Source organism: Methanosarcina barkeri MS, assembly GCF_000970025.1.
GTDB classification, from domain to species: domain Archaea; phylum Halobacteriota; class Methanosarcinia; order Methanosarcinales; family Methanosarcinaceae; genus Methanosarcina; species Methanosarcina barkeri.
On sequence record NZ_CP009528.1, the window covers coordinates 2,994,730 to 3,012,833 of the forward strand.

An 18,104-nucleotide genomic window follows, 5' to 3' on the forward strand; every position below is an offset into this window, starting at 1 on the left:
ATTGATTAACTTTATTACATCGAGAGCGCGGAGAGTCACGAAGACTCCGGAAAAGACTCTGGCATTTAGAGGCTGTCCAACAAATACTATTGGTAATATAGCAATTCCCTTTTTTGATTTAAAGGCTTCCGATACCTTATTTTTTACATATTTTGCTCTGAAATTGAATTGCCAGACAACCTGCAAAAGACGGGGTGTTCTTAGACCCTGGCACTCCTGGAGCAATAAGGAACTTTCGTAAGAGCTTGTATTGTATAAACTTATAATGATCTTTATTTTTTTGATAATAACAGCTGAGCGTATTTATAAATGAATTTATACTGTTATCATGTTTTATAAACAAAAATAAAGCTTTATCAAGCTTTAAACTCGCATTTGGATTTTTATTTAATTCCCTTGGAAATAAGTATGCTTATATTTTAATTTACCCTGTGGTTTTTGAGTAAATTTATTCTGTTATTTTTGATTACGGGCATACCCGGATCAAATTATGGAAAAAACAGGAGGAAAATTGTATGAAAAATAATAGAAAGTTCATATGGAACATAGCAATATCTGTTTTCACCGTACTAATGACGTTGACTTTATTATCTACAGCAGCCTCTGCATCCGTTTATGCATACAAAACTCCCCTTGGTGCAGGAACTCCTCCGGCAACACAACGTCTAACTGGTGGGGGTAATTACATTGATTATACAGCGGCAGCCGCTTCGAGTACTGATTCGCGACTAGTAAGATTTAAGGACCTGTCAAGAGGTAAAGAGACATATATCAGATGGGACTTTGGAGACGGAACCTATAAGCAAGGAACAAAAATTACTTCATCACTAAAAAATCCGGTACATAAGTTTTCAAAGAAGGGTTCTTATATCAGTTGTCTGACTATCAAGTGCACTGGTTATAAGTGGAAGTTGTGGGTTCATAAGACTATTGTTGTTAGATAATTTGAAAAAGACATAAGTTGACTTGGTTAAAAGTTGACTTATCACTTTTACTTTTATACTCCTTGTTTTATACAGTCTATGTAATAGTTATCTCAACAAATGCCCTCAAAAACTCCTCATTTTTAACTCCCAACTGGAATTTTTAAAAAATAAAAAATAGGATGATATAAACCAAATCCAGCGGCACAATCTGTTTTCATAAAGGGAATTTTTCTCTGGAAGCATTTGCAGTTATCTACAGCCTGACTGCAAGCCTACCCTTCAAATAGTTTCTCATGCAGGGTCTGGGTTCCTGGAAAGATCGATTTTATTTACCGGTATACGACCTCTTGTTAGTGTTGACGACATTGCCGGTTGGCTCTGGCTCTAAAAAAACCCGGGATTGCTTATCTACAAAATAGCTTTTTTCTGCAACTAGGATCCTCGACGTGTAATTAACTGTCTCGATCATTTGAGGTTAAAATAATAAATCTCATTAAAAAATTCAATATCAACTACTATATCTACACGATTGAAATTTAATTCAAGTTAATTATATATTACTTACCTCTGATGTTTATGTGCATAGCATAGCGAACAAACAGTATATGAATTCTCGTCAACTGATCATTGTATGAGAATTCGATTTTACTATTTTTTCAATTTTGCACTGGTACTTTGAACTTTATAACAAACTCAGTCCCAGAACCTCTTTTTAGTTCAATTTCACCCCCTAACTGGTCCACCAGGACTTCCACTAACTGTAAGCCAAGAGAATTGGAATCTTCTAAATTGAAATCTTCAGTAATACCAAGCCCGTTATCCGAAACTATTAAAGTAAAATCAGTGTCATTATAATGTTCTGTAGTTCTTCCCTGCTCTTTGTTTGCGTGTTCTGCAGAATCTTCTCTATGAAGTTTGATTTGAATTTTTCCATGATCTCTACCTAAAAATGCGTACTTCAAGGAATTTGAAACAAGTTCATTAATGATTATTCCCAATGGGACAGCGACATCCATATCAAAGAAAATGTTTTCTTCCAGCTCTATGTTCAGGCTCGTATTGACATTTCCAACTCTATAAGTCTGGAACAAATTTTCAACAAGCCTTTCAAGGTATGCAGAGAAGTTTAATGTATCGGTTCTTTTGCCTTCGTGGAGCTCTTTGTGGATAAGGGCAATTGACATTACTCTGTCCTGACTCTCTTTGAAAGCATTAAGAACTTCCACATTCTCAGCACATTTTCTGCTTCGGAACTTTTCAGCCTGCAGGTCAAGAAGGGAAGAGATCACTTGCAGATTATTCTTAATTCGGTGATGGATTTCTTTTTTTCTGGCTTCTTCGGCTTTTGCCAGTATTTTTTCCGCATTTATTTGCTCAGTAATATCTCTTGCAATAGCTGAGATAGCCTTCAGCTCTCCAAAAGCGTCAAAAACTGGAGAATAAGTTATTGAAACATTTGTTGTTGTACCATCCTTTTTTAGCCGTAAAGTTCTGTAATGATGGATTTTTTCTCCATGTTTAACTTTTTCAATTATCTTTTTTATTTTCCCTTTAAGATTATACGGTTCCAGTATTGAGACATTTTTACCCAGAATTTCTTCGGCGGAATAACCGTAAATCTGCTCTGCCGTTTTATTCCAGCTGATAATAGTACCATCGAAAGACTCTGTTACAATAGCATCATTTGATGATTCCACAGCATCTGCTAATATCCTGATCTTCTCCTCTGCTTTCTTGTGATCTGTAATGTCCTGAATTGTTCCTCTCAATCGAATTGGGCTTTTTTTCTCATCAAAAACAACATCACCCTGTGCGTGGACTATACGCTCTTCGCCTTCAGCCGAGATAATCCTGTGATCAATGCTAAAGGACTCTCGATTTAAAGCACTTTTAACGACATTGTCCACATAGCTTCGATCTTCGGGATGTATAAAGTTTAAAAGCTCACTGTATGTATGAAATAACTTTTTGGGGGCATACCCAAAGATACGGCACATCTCATGAGACCAGTAAACTTCACCGGTATTAAGATCCCAGTCCCAATTTCCAACATGAGCTATTTTTTGAGCTTCAGAGAGTCTTCTCTCTTCCTCCATCAGTGATTCGTAAGCTTTTTCAAGCTCTGATGTACGTTCTTTAACTTTTGCTTCTAAACTATCATGTGCTCTTTTAAGGGCTTCTTCTGATTTTTTGCGTTCGGTTATATCCTGTGTTATACCAAAACCGCCGGTTACCATCCCGTCTTTGTCAAATTCAATATATGCTTTTTCACGCACCCATTTAACCTTACCGTCTACGACAATTCGATGTTCGATGTCGTATGGTTCGCCTTCTAATCCCATATTCCATTTCTTGTCAACATAGTCCCTGTCATCCGGATGAACTTTTGAAAGAAAAGTTTCATAGGTTAAAGGGACACCTTTTTGGATGCAAAAGATACGGTAATTTTCATCAGACCAGGCTAGTTCGTTTTTACGCACATCCAGACTCCAGCTTCCGATATTTCCCACTGTTTGAGCACGATTGAAATCTTCCCTGTTTTTCTCTAGCTTATTCACCAGGATCTCGCTTTCTGCAAGTGACTGGGAAAGCTTGAAGTTACTGTAGCTTAATTGTGAGAGTATGTTGGCAAGTTTCACGAAGAAAGCCATTTTTTTGTTTACAGCTTCCTTACTTAACCGTGGAACTTTTTCAAATGCTGCTATGTATTCCTCCTCGTTGAAACCATATTTTCTGGCCTGAGATCGGAAAAGCTCATAGTCCACAGGTTCATCTTCAAAAAAAAACTGGCCTGAGAAAATATTGGCAACGTGCTTACCGCCTACCATGACAGGAGTCGCTACATCCCACATGTTGTTCTTGCACCTGTAAAGCTTAAACTCTCCAGGGGGAACGCCTACGGATAACTTTATGTCGCTTTCTATGCAGTTTTTACAGGTTTCGGGGTGGATTCTATGAAATTTTGTGCAGATATCCTGCCAGGCGACGCCTGCAAGAATATTGCCTTTGAGATCGATCAGGCCCATGGGAATATGAACAAGCCTATAGAAATCATCCATGAGAGACTGGATCGCTGGAACATCAATAATATTAGCCAACTCAAGGTTTGCCACCTCACCAACTTCACGTCCAGGAGGTTTTTCTTCAAATTTTCTCCAGCCACTTATATCGAATCCGTAAATGTTTACGCATTTTTTTTCAGGTACAGAGTAAAAACCTACAAAATAAACTCCTTTTCCCGTTTCAATTTTTATTTTTTCGGGTCTATTTAGGAAAATTACGTTCTTCACGATACCTTCAACATAGGATGGCAGTTTATCTCCTACTGCCACACCCCACTCATGTAATAAGGTTTTACCAGCTTTATTTGAGTACAGGACAGTGCAATCATTTGCCACACTGAGCACAGGATTCGGATTTGTTGCCGGAAATAGTTCCAGGTCTGTTGTCATAATCCCCCTTCAGGCTTCTCTATCTGACGTCGATATGCCTAACTTTACTATATTGTTATGCCCACTCGCTTGTTTGCCCACTCGCTTGTTTGCCCACTCGCTTGTTTGCCCACTCGCTTGTTTGCCCACTCGCAAGCTAGGGTATCTTCTTTAATTTAAAAAATATATAGTTTATTAAATTTAAATGCTATCTCAAAACTTGTAATATCGCCAAACTTGAAAAACAATAAAAAAATAGTATCCTCTTCAAATTGAGTAGAAATCCCTCAATTTCCACTCACTAAGCTTTTTTCTCTGATGATTTGAGCCAGAGATGGTATCTCAAATGTACCTCCGACTCTATCTCATATGTACTGATATGCACTTACTTCCAGTTTCTTCACTGTCTGAACAATAGTCATAAATATGTTATCTGCCTTTGTTACTTCCTCTGTTATGGTTTGAAGGCTTACATCATGCGTCTTCGGTTAAGGAATCAATTAACCATAACATGATCTATAATTATCTACGCATCTTGATTTACTTTACAGGTTTACATAAAAACATGACAATAGTAACACGTTTCTAACAGATAGTATCTTAACCGATAACGAATAAAATTGTTTAAGGTTATTGTCTCCTTTAACGGAATTTGAAGTGGGGACGCGAACATATCCCGTTGCTTGCAGCGGGAGGGCGCCAGCGCAACTTTGATTTTGAAAGCCTTATCCTCAACCTTTTCAGGTTTGATCAAAAAGCATAACGGTTGCGGTTCAACGGTTGCGCTGAGGAAGTAATTTTAGGCATAATATTGCTTTCCGCCCGGGAAGTGGACTAATCGGGAAGCAGACTAATTTTTAGAGTTAAGGTTATTAGCGTCGTTGATGTCTCTGGTCGCTACAAAGATCGTAGCAGATTAAAGCCAGAGCTATCGCCGGTAAGAAGCGGCGAATATAGGAAAGATGGAGTTATTTTTCCTGCGATTTACTTCTTTTTCGTGGCAGTAAAATCCGAATGGGAAATTCACTTACACGATGGTCTGTAGTATAGTTAGTTAGAACTATTGAAACTGGAAAATAACGAAAAAAGTAGAGCACAGGTATTCTTTCCTGTTTAGAAGTAAGGGAAATTTAGCATAAATATTTAAATTCGAAACTATAATAGAACAAATTCACAATACATAAATAACTGGTAGTAAACCATTTATTATTGAGTGGTTTCTGGAGGCCGGTTATACCCTCCGCGAATACTATACTTTGTCCCCAAACATTTCAGGTTTTTAGTTCCGAATATTCTCAATATGCTCCTGAAACCGCTCAAGTTCTTTTTTTACGCTCAGCACTTTTTTTTCGCGCAATACCTTTTCTAAAAAAAGTTTAATCAGGTGCTCTGCCTTGTACACCTGAAGGTTCTGATGCCTGCAATTCTCATATATTTATATTTTATATCCCTATTATTTCGTAGAGTTTTTCCATATCAAGGTTCTGCTCGACTACATTTGCAAGTTCTTCGTAGGCATCACTTTCAGTCATGGTGTTTTCAGGGATGTACTCAAGTCCTTTTTTCTCGTAGAGGTATTGCATAAGGGCGTCTCTTATATTTTTATTGTCGAAGAGCCCATGCAGGTAAGTTCCAATTACCAGGCCTGTTTCATCGATTGCACCGTCATTTCCAAAGATGTTACGGCAAGAGTCGGTTATGCCCATATGGATTTCATATCCTTTTATTTCCTCTCCGTCTATTGGAGCAAGTATCGGGCCGTAAGCATTCACCTTTTTCGTGACCTGGATTGTTCTCTTTTTGTATTCTCCGAACTTTGTCCCTATATTCAGAAGCCCCAAACCTTCGAATTCGGCTTCGACTCCGTTTTCAACTCCGGAATCATAAATTGTCTTACCGAGCATCTGGTAGCCGCCGCAGATCCCGAAAATCGGGATTTTTCCCTTAAATGCCTGGATTTTCTCGGCCATACCGCTTGCCTTAAGGTCGAGCAGATCGTTAACCGTATTCTTTGTGCCCGGAATCATGATCGCATCTGGAGTTCCGAGTTCTTCGTCAAGTTCCACATAGCGAATTTTTGCAGATCTTTCCAAGGGCTCGAAGTCCGTAAAGTTTGAGATTCTTGGCAGGCGGATGACTGCGATCTCGAGTTCGTTTTCGTTTTTTTCGGCTTCTTTATCCTCAAGTGAAACCGAGTCCTCGGAAGGAATGTTAAGCTTGAAATAAGGAAGTACTCCAAGTACCGGAATGCCGGTCTTTTCTTCAAGCTGTTTCAGACCTGGCTTCAGGATTTCCAGGTCGCCTCTGAATTTGTTTATAATAAATCCCTTGACATTTTTCCGCACATCTTCTGGAAGAAGTGCAACTGTGCCGTAGAGGCTTGCAAAAACGCCTCCTCTCTCTATGTCTCCAACAAGGATTATGGGAGCCTGTGTGAGCCTTGCAGTGCCGATATTTACAATATCCCTTTCGTAGAGGTTAATCTCGGCGGCCCCTCCAGCTCCTTCCATGACAATAATATCATGTTCTTTGCAGAGCCTTTTGAGAGCTCCTTCAAGGACTTCATTCATTTCTGCAATTGACTCGTAGTACTGACCTGCGCTCCTGTCGGCGTAAGGTTCTCCCAGCAGGATTATCTGGGAAACGCAGTCTCCTTTGGGTTTTAGAAGAACGGGATTCATATCGGCAGTGGGCTCAGTGCCTGCGGCTTTTGCCTGGATTGCCTGAGCAATTCCGATTTCCTTTCCGTCCTTTGTAATCCAGGAATTCAGGCTCATGTTCTGAGCCTTGAAGGGGGCAACCCTGTATTCTCTTGAAAGGATTCTGCATATGGCAGTCACGACGGAACTTTTTCCAACATGGGAGGCAGTTCCCAGGATCAAGACGCTGTTCTTTTCCATTTTTACCACACCTTCTGCTCGAACACTTATTTTAAACTTACTTTTATAATTCTTATAAATCGGCTGTTATTTTTCTCCCGAGGATGAAAGTCAAGTAAACTTGTTTATTTTTAATATTTCTTTTCTTATACTTCAACTAAAGAATAAATACTTTCGGATTCACTACAGGTTTTGTTTCTCTGCTTTAAAAAACTGGCCGAACTTTAGGCTTTTACCTTTTTAGCTAAACCTGAAAAACTACTTTTTCCTCAGATATCTTTCTATTATATAACATTGAAATGACATTTACCGGAATCAACCCTGGAATCTTTAGAACAATTGCCATCTAGTGTTTTGATTCCAAAATCGATTCCTTATTTCCTAGAAAAATCTATGATCATTGGATCTATTCAAAATTCAATTTTTATGAACCTACTTAGGAATCGCAGTACTAGAATACTTTCAATAACGTAATCACTATTTTATACAAGTATTTTAAGCAGGTAGTTCCACAGTATGGATAAGTGAAACTAGAAGTGAAACTAGATACTGATTAAAGACAATAATAAAGTACAGATAGGTTTTCCTCTTCTACATTTGCCATTATTGAATTATTTCTAAAAATTATATAATCCAGTAAAAAATGGTAACGCTGTTAAAATAATCATTCTCATTAAACATTTCAACGTCAACCAATATCCCTTTGAATTTAAAAATTAATTCCAGTTAATTATATATCGTTTTTAGCTGATGTTTACATACCAAAGCATAGCGAACAAGAGCGAACAAAAACCTTGTGCAGAATTCTCATCAGCTGATCACTGTATGAGAATTCTATTTTCCTATTTTCCTATTCTGTATTTTCGATTCTGTATAACTTTAAGTAATCTTTTATATTTTCAACACGAGATCCTTGCGATCTTTTTTAGATATTGATTCGATCAATAGTCTGATACTGTGTAAAATATGTTATAAATGTTTTATATTTCGTTTGTTCTCTGCTAATTTTTCGGTTGCATTTTAGTTACTTTTTAATTTATCTTTCTCTTTTGACTTATTAATCCTTTAATCTCTGAAATAATCTACAGGAAAAGGTTCCTATAGGTACATCTATAACATATTTTAATTCAGGAGGTATTTTAAATTGAAGCTCAATACAAATATTTATATTGATTGGCAGATATTTTTAATGTAATGGAAAACAGTAGGGAATATCAGCTTTACCTTGAAGCTTTGGATGATGAAAGATCTGCGTGGGGAAGAAGAACGGCCGTAAGGCGACTCTGTGACTGTAAAACCGAGGAGTCTCTGTACTACCTGAATGAGCTCATAGTTGACAGATATTGCATTGTGCCGGATTGGCTAAAGAGAATCGCAAGGGAGTATTACGTATCTTTATGCCTCGAATTTCTCTAATTTTAATTTTTTAACGAATTTGGCTTCTTGGGACGACTTCCGGAAAATACACATCTCTGTTGAGAACTAGTAACTTAGTTACTGTAAATTAATAATTTGCTGAATATTTTATCTGTTTACTGATAAAGCTCTAAAATCGATGCCTACCGCCATATTCATAATTTCATGCTGTCGTACTGAAAATAACTCTATGCTGCTATACTAAAAAATTCCGCCGTATTCGTTTACTTTTCTGTTTTTAGATAACCTATTCTCAGAGTCTGAAGCTTCCTGTCTATGCGAACCTGAATGATTGTAATTTCCTAAGATTTATATGCAATTACTTCAATTCTCTGATAAATCTCAGGAACCATTACGCTTAGCTATAGGTTTACTTTATCCATGAGTTCACACCTCCGGTTCCTGTTACAAAAAAGTTTACTAAAAGAGTTCATCTTTATTAAAAATCAATTAAATAATTATTTAATACAGATATTTTATAAGCTTTGAACCTTAATCTATAATTATTTAATACAGATATTTATAAACCTTAAACCTTAATTTGATGATAATTACTTCGGGATGGATCGGAAAATGGGCAGGGATACTGGGAAAGTTTTAGGAGGCCCGGCAATAGCTTTGGTGGGCATTGGAGCAGTAATAGATATTATTTTATTTTACTTCATGTTCAAATTTGCTGATGAGGAAAACCTGCTTATGGTTATCTTAACCGCAGTGTTGATAGGAATTATCGGATTGGGAGTTGCAAAAGGTCTTGTATCCCTGTCCAGGCGCAACTATGAAAAATAACTGAATAAATGAGTAACTTTGAAGATTAAGATGAATTTAGATGAAATACAACTAAATGGTAACTGAGTAATTTTAAATAATGGCTAAGTGCTAACTAAAAGCTGACTAATAAACACTAACTAATAAACACTAACTAATAAACACTAACTAATAAACACTAACTAATAAACACTAACTGATAAACACTAACTAATAAACACTAACTGATAAACACTAACTAATGAGGACAATATTCTAAAAGTAAAAAAGTACTATTCCAGTTTAATTTGTTCCATTAATCTCTATTCTTTCGTTACTCAAGATTAATTTAAACTATTAAAGGAATCTGACCGTGTGCCAATTTTTCGGTAAAATCACAAATTTCAAGAAGTTGCGTGGTAGAAAATTCCATATAGAGAGATCAATTTTCTCCATAGAACGCAAAAACTTTACTTCAAATTTACAGCAAATTTGAAACACTGCCAATCTTTTTCGAAATCTTTTGAATTTACTGACGACATTATAAAGGCGGTTCTGCAAAATTTCTTAAAATAGTATTCATTTTAATCTCTTTATTTTTAGTTTCCTAAAGTTTTTTACAGAATTATTTTAAAATAATATGAAGGTCAATATGTTCTCAGTTCAGCATTTATATTTTACACTATAACTTACATTTATTACTCACATTTGTTATTAATCTACTATGTTTTTCAGGCTGGGCTGTCAGTTTTTCAGATAAGGGAACAAACAGAAAGTCTGAACTCCAGGGAAACAAATTTCAGTTACAGATTTACACTCATAACAAGAACGAAACGGAGGGAGTTTACTCATGCAATTGAAGTTAGAACATTTTAACATAAAAATAGGGCAGCACAAGATATTACTAAATATTGCCGACGCAAAGGAACTTGGAGTTAATCCGGGGGACAGGGTACGTATTCGCGGGCATGAGAGCCTTTCTGCAATTGTGGATACAACGGATGATCTGGTTCCTCCAGGCACGCTGGGCGTTTTTTCCGAGGTATATGAGCACTTTGTGTCCTGGGATAAGCCGGTGGAAGTTGTTCCGGCATTCCGTTCAAAATCCACATCCGTGATCAAGAAAATGATGGATAAAAAACCTGTTGCGCAGGCAGAGATTAAAACACTCGTAAACGATATCGTGGAAGAAAATCTCAGCGAGATCGAACTCTCGGCTTTTATAACATCTTCTTATATTCACGGAATGACCGACGACGAGGTCGAATGGCTTACAAGGGCTATGATTGAGAGCGGAGACACGATTGAGTTTGACACTCATCCTATAATGGACAAACACTCGATAGGAGGAGTGCCCGGAAACAAGATCTCCCTTCTTGTTGTTCCTATTATCGCTGCAAATGGGCTTCTTATTCCAAAGACGAGTTCCAGGGCGATTACAGGAGCAGGAGGAACTGCTGACCTTATGGAAGTACTCTGTCCGGTAGAGTTCAGCTCTCAGGAAGTCAAAGAGATTACCGAAAAAGTCGGGGGTGCACTTGTCTGGGGTGGAGCCACAAATATAGCGCCTGCCGATGACAAGCTCATAAGGATTGAATACCCTCTCTCCATTGACCCTTACTACCAGATGCTTGCCTCGATTATGGCAAAAAAAGGAGCTATCGGAGCAGACAATGTAGTAATGGACATTCCGGTCGGGCCAAGCACAAAAGTTCCAACTGTTCAGGAGGGACAAAAACTTGCAAGAGACCTGATTAACCTCGGGCACAGGCTTGGAATGAACGTTGAATGTGCAATTACCTATGGTTCGTCTCCGATTGGAAGAAAAGTAGGGCCCTCACTGGAAGTCAGGGAAGCCCTGAAAGTGCTGGAAAGTATGGAAGGCCCGAACAGTCTTATTGAAAAGAGTGCGGCTCTTGCGGGTATCCTGCTTGAGATGGGAGGTGCGGCTCCAAGGGACCGCGGAAAGGAAGTTGCACTGGAAACACTAAGGAGCGGGAAAGCCCTTGAGAAGATGAAACAGATTATTGAGGCCCAGGGTGGAGATCCAAAGATTACCTCGGCTGACATCCAGGTAGGGCAATATACTGCCGACATTCTCGCTTCTGCGGACGGATATGTAATCGAGTTTGACAATAAGTGGATAATTGAAATTGCCAGACTTGCAGGAGCTCCTAATGATAAAGGAGCCGGGGTCGCTATTCACAAGAAAATGGGAGAATCCGTTAAGAAGGGAGATCCTATCCTTACCATCTATGCTGAAAAAGAGTTCAAACTAGATACCGCATTGACAACGGCCCAGAGAACAAACCCGATAGTTGTTGAGGGCATGCTTCTTAAGAGAATTCCCGGAACCTACGGGTTCCAGTAATCTTCTCTTATTTTTTTCAGTGAAATACTTTAATACCTTGCAGGGTTTTAGCACGAGCATGAAAAGAATTGTTTTGCTGCGTCTGGGGCACCGCCCTGAAAGGGATAAAAGAATCACCACCCATGTAGGCTTAACTGCCCGGCTGCTCGGTGCAGAAGGTATGCTCCTTGCCTCAAATGACCCCGGAATAATAGCAACTCTTGAAGATGTTGTCAGCCGCTGGGGCGGAAATTTCTATATTAAGAATAATGTCAATTATAAGCAGGAAATCAAGGAATGGAAAGCCGCCGGTGGAAAAGTCTGCCATCTTTCAATGTATGGGATCAATCTTCCCGATGTCACGGACGAGCTTAAAAGCTGTGATAAGCTTATGATCGTGGTAGGAGCAGAAAAGGTGCCTCCGGAAATATATCAGCTTGCGGACTGGAATGTTGCAGTTGGAAGCCAGCCCCATTCCGAGGTTGCAGCGGTTGCAATTACTCTGGACAGGATTGCAGACGGCGAGCCACTTAAAAGAGAATTCAAAAATGCTGAGCTGACAATTGTACCAGCAGAAAGGGGTAAAAAGGTTATAGAAAATCTTAGGGATTAAGTCTATCTCCCTTTTAGCTTTTCTTTACAGCCTGCATCTTCTATTTATCAGAACCCTTTACTTTTTTCAGGATTGTTTACTTTTTTGACTGGGGTTTTTTATATTCAGATTTTTATCTCTGAGTTCATCCCAAAACTTGAAATTTGCTTCTTAGACCTTGTATTTCGAATAATCAATCAAGCTCAAGATCATAAAAACAATTCTGAAAATTCCCAACGATTGATAACAAAGTGGCTTTTTGGATAGGCTCTCTTTATACTTTAATGAAGGTTCCCATCTTCATTAAGAATCTTCAGCAGCTCTATGATCGAATACGAAGCCCGGGTAATTCCCATGCTGCGCTTGTCAGTATCTGTACCCACTACATAGAGGTTCCGAACAGGAGTTCGAATACCTGCGAACTTTCCATTAATTGCGACTGCAGCCTTTTCCGGAACCATTATCTGTTCGTGACGCATATCAATATATCTTTCAATGTTTGGATGGGCACGGAAGATCGTATCGTAGGCCTTTTTTATCTCGTGTTCTTCGCTTTTATTTTCATCTATTACAAAGGAAAATCCAATAAGCTGTTTATCCTTTGGAGCAAGCGAGGGGTCATAGTTACTTATAGGAGTTGCCCAGTAGGCGAAATCCTTGAACCAGATCTCTGAGCCTGTATAATTAAAATTGGGAAACTCTTTTTCCAGTCCAAGCCAGATGGTCAGGCTTTTACTGTGGACAATTCCCTTTAGGTCTTTAACATATTCTGTGGGAAGATCCTTTATCAGCAGGGGGAGCTCGGTTGCAAAACCTGTGTAGATAATAAGGTCAGAGTTATATATTTCATCGGCTTCCACGCCTGAAACCTTTTCGTCCTGTACAAGAATAGATTTAACTTCACATTCCGTTTTGATCTCAACAGTTTCCGGAAGGGAGTAAAGAATGGCATCTAGCAGGGATTTTAATCCCTTTCTTGGATAGCCCTGAGAACCGTTTACATCATTTGTTGCAAGCCTTTCCAGGGATGCAAACGGCTGAGTAACCCTGGTCATTCTTGCATGAAGAGAAGCATGCAGGTGATACGGAAGGATTGAGGCAAGGATAGATTCTGTAGACTGGGTTTTTTTCGATTCCAGTTTACCTATCATAGCATCAAATTGTTCCTGGGTAATGCTATCCCTGACAAAATTGCTGCCATACAGGATACGTTGAGCCGAGGTCTCTTTCATAGATTTCCCAGAAAGAGAAATGGACATCGTGTCCACAAAGTCATAGGTATCCTTTGAAATACTTTTTGGCAGAAAATCATATACCGCTTGGTCTGAAAGATCTATGCCAAATGAGGAAAGTGTAAAGGCTTTAGTGAGAGTCTGAGAGAGTATAAGCCTATCTTTTCTCGGAAGTACTTCAAAAGTCACGAAGTCTTTCAGGGTTGAAGGAACTTTGAGAAAAGCGTTTTCAGTCCGAATGTAGTAATGCCCATAGTCCTCAAATACAGGCAAAAAATCAAAGTAATTATCCATCAACCTCTTCAGAGGTCCTTCAATTAGATGGGTAATCGCGTGTACTCCTGTATCTACCTGATAGCCATCTACCATGTAACTATTGCAATTTCCTCCAATATGCTGATTTTTTTCAAGAACAATGACTTTTTTTCCGTGTTTAGAAAGCGTTAAAGCTGCTAAAAGCCCACTTATGCCTGCCCCGACAACAACTACGTCATACTTTTTCATTTCCAAAACGACCTCTATTTTTATGACCTATGTTTTTACGACCTATGTTTTTACGACCTATGTTTTTATGACCTATATTTTTCCTGTGAGGCAAGTTTCTAGCCAATGTAACTGTATTAATTGTTACGACTTAAAACCTGATCATAATTTTAGAATTTCTCTTTTGGATTTTAACTTTGTGGAAACCTTTAATTAACAAAAATTTGTCCAGTGCACAGATCTTTCGCTTTTCCGGGCATCCTATCCGATTATTTTTATTTCCTCTTGCATTATTGGCTAAAAGTAGCTAAAAGTAGCTAAATCAAGCCTATTCATTAATTAACGCTGTAAACTCTAGTTACAATTTCATAACTTCTCCATATGCTCTGAAAAAGAACAAAAGTGCATAAATTAAAATAGTAACAGAAAGTAAGGGTTTGTGACTCTTATGGATTTGACGTATGAAATATATCTTATGGCTGGAGGTATATCTTTTCTTACACTCCTCCTGCTGTTTTTAAATTTATATAAAAACAGTCTTATTTCATATTCTCTCAAGCTTTGCAGCTGGATCTGCGGGATGGCAATCAGTTCGGCCAGTCCCTGGGTCAAAATGTTTGTGCTTCATCTTGTGTTTTTCATTCGACTTCTCATGTATCTTGCTATCGTTTCTCTTGAGCAGGTTGATAAGCTAACTGCCAGAGGCCTTTTGAAGCGTTATATATTAGGTACCAGAGTTGTCCTTTCTGAATATACACTCTCTTTCCTTCACTCTTCGAAAGCGATTGAAAGGCATACTCATATCCTTGGCGCTGAGTCCATAAACCGAAAAGATCGATATTGAGAAAGAATTCTTTCAGAAAATAATCGATTTCAGAATTTAGATTTCTTAAATTAGTTTTTCTTTTTAGAGTTTTAGAGTTTATTTGTTTTCAATTTTTTTACTTTTTTTGCTATAAGTCTCATTAGCTACACTTCACAAAATCACTACAAGCTGTTTTTTCTACAATAATAACATGTACCGAAGAATTCGGGTCCTTTTCTGAAATTTAAAGTAATTGGTTAAATTAATGACCCTTTCAAGATAAAAGGAAACGTTGTACGTTTTATATAGCTAGAGAGTATATTTTGTTCGAGTGATTTAAGGCCTAATTGCCCTATGTCGGGAAGCGTCAGGTAATTGGTTCCCTTATTTTCAGAGTTTAAAGGAGTGTGACAATGAACATCACATTAATTGGCATGGCAGGAGCTGGAAAAAGTACTATCGGAAGATCCCTTGCAAAGCGCCTTGGCTATACTTTTATCGATGTGGATCACCTGATAAGGGAAAACACCGGAATGCCTCTCCAGACTCTGATTGATAAAGAAGGAGATTCGGCTTTTATCAGGTTTGAAGAAGAAGCCATTCTCAGTCTCGAGCAGATAGATAGGAGCGTTATTTCACCTGGTGGGAGTGTAATTTATTCCGAAAAAGCCATGAATCATTTGAAAAAAATCTCAAAAATAATCTTTCTGGATACTGCTTTTAGAAGCATTGCCAGAAGGCTTCCTAATGCAAGAAAAAGAGGCATAGTAGGACTCAGGGATAGGAGTTTGAAAGAACTTTTTGAAGAAAGGAAGGGCTTTTATCAGAAATATGCTGATTTTTCAATAAAGCTCAAAGGGAGAGAAAATATTCAGGACATCGATGAAATGATTGTTGAGATATGTTTTGAAGAGAGTACCTGAAATTGTGGCTCAAATAGGTTCATTAAGGTTTCCAGTTGTGTTTTAATATAATTGCTTTTTAACATAATTGCTTTTTAACATAATTGCTTTTTCAACATAATTGCTTTTTAACATAATTGCTTTTTCAACATAATTACTTTTTCAATATAATTACTTTTTCAACATAATTACTTTTTCAACATAATTACTTTTTCAACATAATTACTTTTTCAACATAATTACTTTTTCAACATAATTACTTTTTCGGGGTCGGGATTTTTAGAGTTATTAGTTTTAAATTATCTCCCAGGGTCTAAAACTTTAAGAATGGTTTCCTTTAGGGTCATTTCCATCCAGGAACGGTTTTCTTTAAGAACAATCGGCTTTATGGATGACTTACTTTAAGGACAGTTTACTTTAAAGCAGCAGTTCACTTTATTAGTAATTAGGTCTTCAATCTGAGCAAAATCTCTCAGTTTATAACATTTGAGCATCGGCCTGCAGGAAAAAGGTCCGAGCAACAGGAGACATAAAATGACATCAAGTCGTTTCATAATTACGGTTATAGGCAGCGACCGGGTAGGAATTGTTGCCAGAATCACTACTGTGATGGCAAGTTTCAATGTAAATATTGTTGATATTACTCAGACTATCATGCAGGGTATATTCACCATGATTATGCTTGCAGAAGCTCCACAGGAAAATTTTGACCTTGCGGCTTTCCAGGAGGCTATGAGTGCCGAGGGAAAGAGCCTTGGAGTCGAGGTTAAGGTACAGCACGAAGACGCATTCCGCTTTATGCACAGGATCTGATCTGGAGACTATCTGAAAATGATCTGGAAAATTAATCTGTCTGGAATGAGAGGTAATTTTTCATGTATATAAACCCAAAAGAAATTCTGGAAACAATCCAGATGATCAGGATGGAACATCTCGACATCAGAACCGTAACAATGGGTATCAGCCTGAGGGACTGCAGCCATCCTGATATTGAGGTTTTCAATGAGAATATCTATGAAAAGATAACCGCCCGTGCAAAAGAACTTGTGCGTACAACAAATGAAATCCAGAGCCTCTATGGAATTCCAATAATCAATAAGAGAATCTCAGTAACTCCAATAGCTGTGGCGGCCGAAAGTTGCAGGTCTCCTGATTTCGTTTCCATTGCAAAAACCATGGACGAAGCTGCAAAAGATGCACAGGTAGACTTTATAGGAGGTTTCAGTGCCCTTGTCCACAAAGGAGCAACCGTTGGGGATCTAAAGCTTATAAATTCCATTCCTGAAGCCCTTAAAGACACTGAAAAGGTCTGCTCGTCGGTAAATGTTGCAACCACAAAAACCGGGATTAATATGGATGCAGTTGGCCTGATGGGCAGCATCATTAAAAAGACTGCGGATTTGACTGCGGATAGGGATGGGATAGGTTGTGCCAAGCTTGTAGTCTTTGCAAATGCCCCTGAAGACAATCCCTTTATGGCAGGAGCCTTTCACGGAATCGGTGAACCTGAGTGCGTTATCAACGTTGGGGTCAGTGGGCCTGGCGTTGTGAATGCTGCAATTCGAGAACTTGAAAACCCAAATCTTACGGAAATTTCGGAGACCATCAAAAAGACGGCCTTTAAAATAACCCGCATGGGAGAAATGGTGGGTCGGGAGGTTTCGCGAAGGCTTGGAGTCGAATTCGGGATTCTTGACCTTTCCCTGGCTCCTACACCTGCAATTGGGGACAGTGTTGCTGCGATTCTTGAGGCAATGGGGCTTGAGCGCTGCGGAGCTCACGGAACGACTGCAGCCCTTGCACTTTTGAATGATGCCGTAAAAAAAGGCGGAGCAATGGCTTCCTCCTCAGTAGGAGGCCTGAGTGGGGCTTTTATCCCTGTCAGCGAGGACGCAGGCATGATAGAAGCCGTCAGGGCCGGAGCCCTCAGCCTAGAAAAACTTGAAGCTATGACCAGCGTCTGCTCGGTCGGACTTGATATGATCGCAGTTCCTGGGGATACTCCTGCTTCCACCCTTTCGGCTATTATCGCTGACGAGATGGCCATAGGAGTAATAAATAGAAAAACGACGGCAGTCAGAGTTATCCCAGCTCCTGGAAAAGGAGTTGGAGATTCCGTAGAATTCGGCGGCCTTCTTGGAAATGCCCCTATTATGCCGGTAAGCGATTTCAGTTCCGAGACTTTCGTAAAACGGGGAGGAAGAATCCCGGCTCCTATCCAGTCCCTTACAAACTGAAGGATGAACCAGCTAAAGGGTTAACCAGCCGGTAAATCCGGCAACTTATTTTTTGTCTTTCGGAAGCGGGTCGACAAGCCATCAGGTATTTTTCAATACGAGTC

Annotated in this window: 12 protein-coding genes; 8 read left to right on the top strand and 4 right to left on the bottom strand. The window is 38.9% G+C overall.

The features are described 5' to 3' along the window. Window positions 1-515 precede the first annotated feature (515 nt). A complete protein-coding gene (locus tag MSBRM_RS12010; RefSeq protein ID WP_048116472.1) occupies window positions 516-944 on the top strand; it encodes a PKD domain-containing protein in 429 nt (142 codons plus the stop codon). Window positions 945-1,582: 638 nt separating this feature from the next. Here MSBRM_RS12010 and MSBRM_RS12015 read toward each other — a convergent pair. Then, a complete protein-coding gene (locus MSBRM_RS12015) occupies window positions 1,583-4,378 on the bottom strand; it encodes a PocR ligand-binding domain-containing protein (protein WP_048116470.1) in 2,796 nt (931 codons plus the stop codon). Between the two features lie 1,421 nt (window positions 4,379-5,799). Further along, window positions 5,800-7,257, bottom strand: coding sequence for a cobyric acid synthase (locus tag MSBRM_RS12020; RefSeq protein ID WP_048116468.1), 1,458 nt, complete (start codon window positions 7,255-7,257; stop codon window positions 5,800-5,802). Window positions 7,258-9,225: 1,968 nt separating this feature from the next. Here MSBRM_RS12020 and MSBRM_RS12030 point away from each other — a divergent pair. The 3 genes from MSBRM_RS12030 (at window position 9,226) to MSBRM_RS12040 (ending at window position 12,362) form a co-directional block, all read left to right on the top strand. After that, window positions 9,226-9,441: a hypothetical protein gene (locus MSBRM_RS12030; RefSeq protein ID WP_048116462.1), complete on the top strand. Its 216-nt coding sequence runs from the start codon at window positions 9,226-9,228 to the stop codon at window positions 9,439-9,441. A gap of 808 nt (window positions 9,442-10,249) precedes the next feature. Next, window positions 10,250-11,770 (top strand): AMP phosphorylase, encoded by a 1,521-nt coding sequence (locus tag MSBRM_RS12035; protein WP_048116459.1) that lies wholly within the window; start codon window positions 10,250-10,252, stop codon window positions 11,768-11,770. Window positions 11,771-11,828: 58 nt separating this feature from the next. Next, window positions 11,829-12,362 (top strand): tRNA (cytidine(56)-2'-O)-methyltransferase, encoded by a 534-nt coding sequence (locus MSBRM_RS12040; RefSeq protein ID WP_048116456.1) that lies wholly within the window; start codon window positions 11,829-11,831, stop codon window positions 12,360-12,362. Between the two features lie 260 nt (window positions 12,363-12,622). Here the strand turns inward: MSBRM_RS12040 and MSBRM_RS12045 are convergent, their stop codons facing one another. Further along, a complete protein-coding gene (locus tag MSBRM_RS12045; RefSeq protein WP_048116454.1) occupies window positions 12,623-14,077 on the bottom strand; it encodes a phytoene desaturase family protein in 1,455 nt (484 codons plus the stop codon). Then, entirely contained in the window at window positions 14,064-14,183 is a 120-nt protein-coding gene (locus MSBRM_RS22130) for a hypothetical protein (RefSeq protein ID WP_176722138.1), read from the bottom strand. Before MSBRM_RS22130 ends, MSBRM_RS12045 begins: the two co-directional genes overlap by 14 nt. Before the next feature lie 453 nt (window positions 14,184-14,636). On the opposite strand from MSBRM_RS22130, the gene MSBRM_RS12050 reads away from it, so the two are divergent. The 4 genes from MSBRM_RS12050 (at window position 14,637) to MSBRM_RS12065 (ending at window position 18,000) form a co-directional block, all read left to right on the top strand. Beyond that, the gene (locus MSBRM_RS12050) at window positions 14,637-14,900 is read left to right on the top strand and encodes a hypothetical protein (protein ID WP_230629067.1); all 264 of its coding nucleotides are present in this window, start codon (window positions 14,637-14,639) and stop codon (window positions 14,898-14,900) included. Between the two features lie 374 nt (window positions 14,901-15,274). Then, a complete protein-coding gene (locus tag MSBRM_RS12055) occupies window positions 15,275-15,784 on the top strand; it encodes a shikimate kinase (protein ID WP_048116452.1) in 510 nt (169 codons plus the stop codon). Window positions 15,785-16,297: 513 nt separating this feature from the next. Next, entirely contained in the window at window positions 16,298-16,576 is a 279-nt protein-coding gene (locus tag MSBRM_RS12060; RefSeq protein WP_048116449.1) for an ACT domain-containing protein, read from the top strand. Window positions 16,577-16,638: 62 nt separating this feature from the next. Next, entirely contained in the window at window positions 16,639-18,000 is a 1,362-nt protein-coding gene (locus tag MSBRM_RS12065; RefSeq protein WP_048116446.1) for a PFL family protein, read from the top strand. Window positions 18,001-18,104 lie beyond the last annotated feature (104 nt).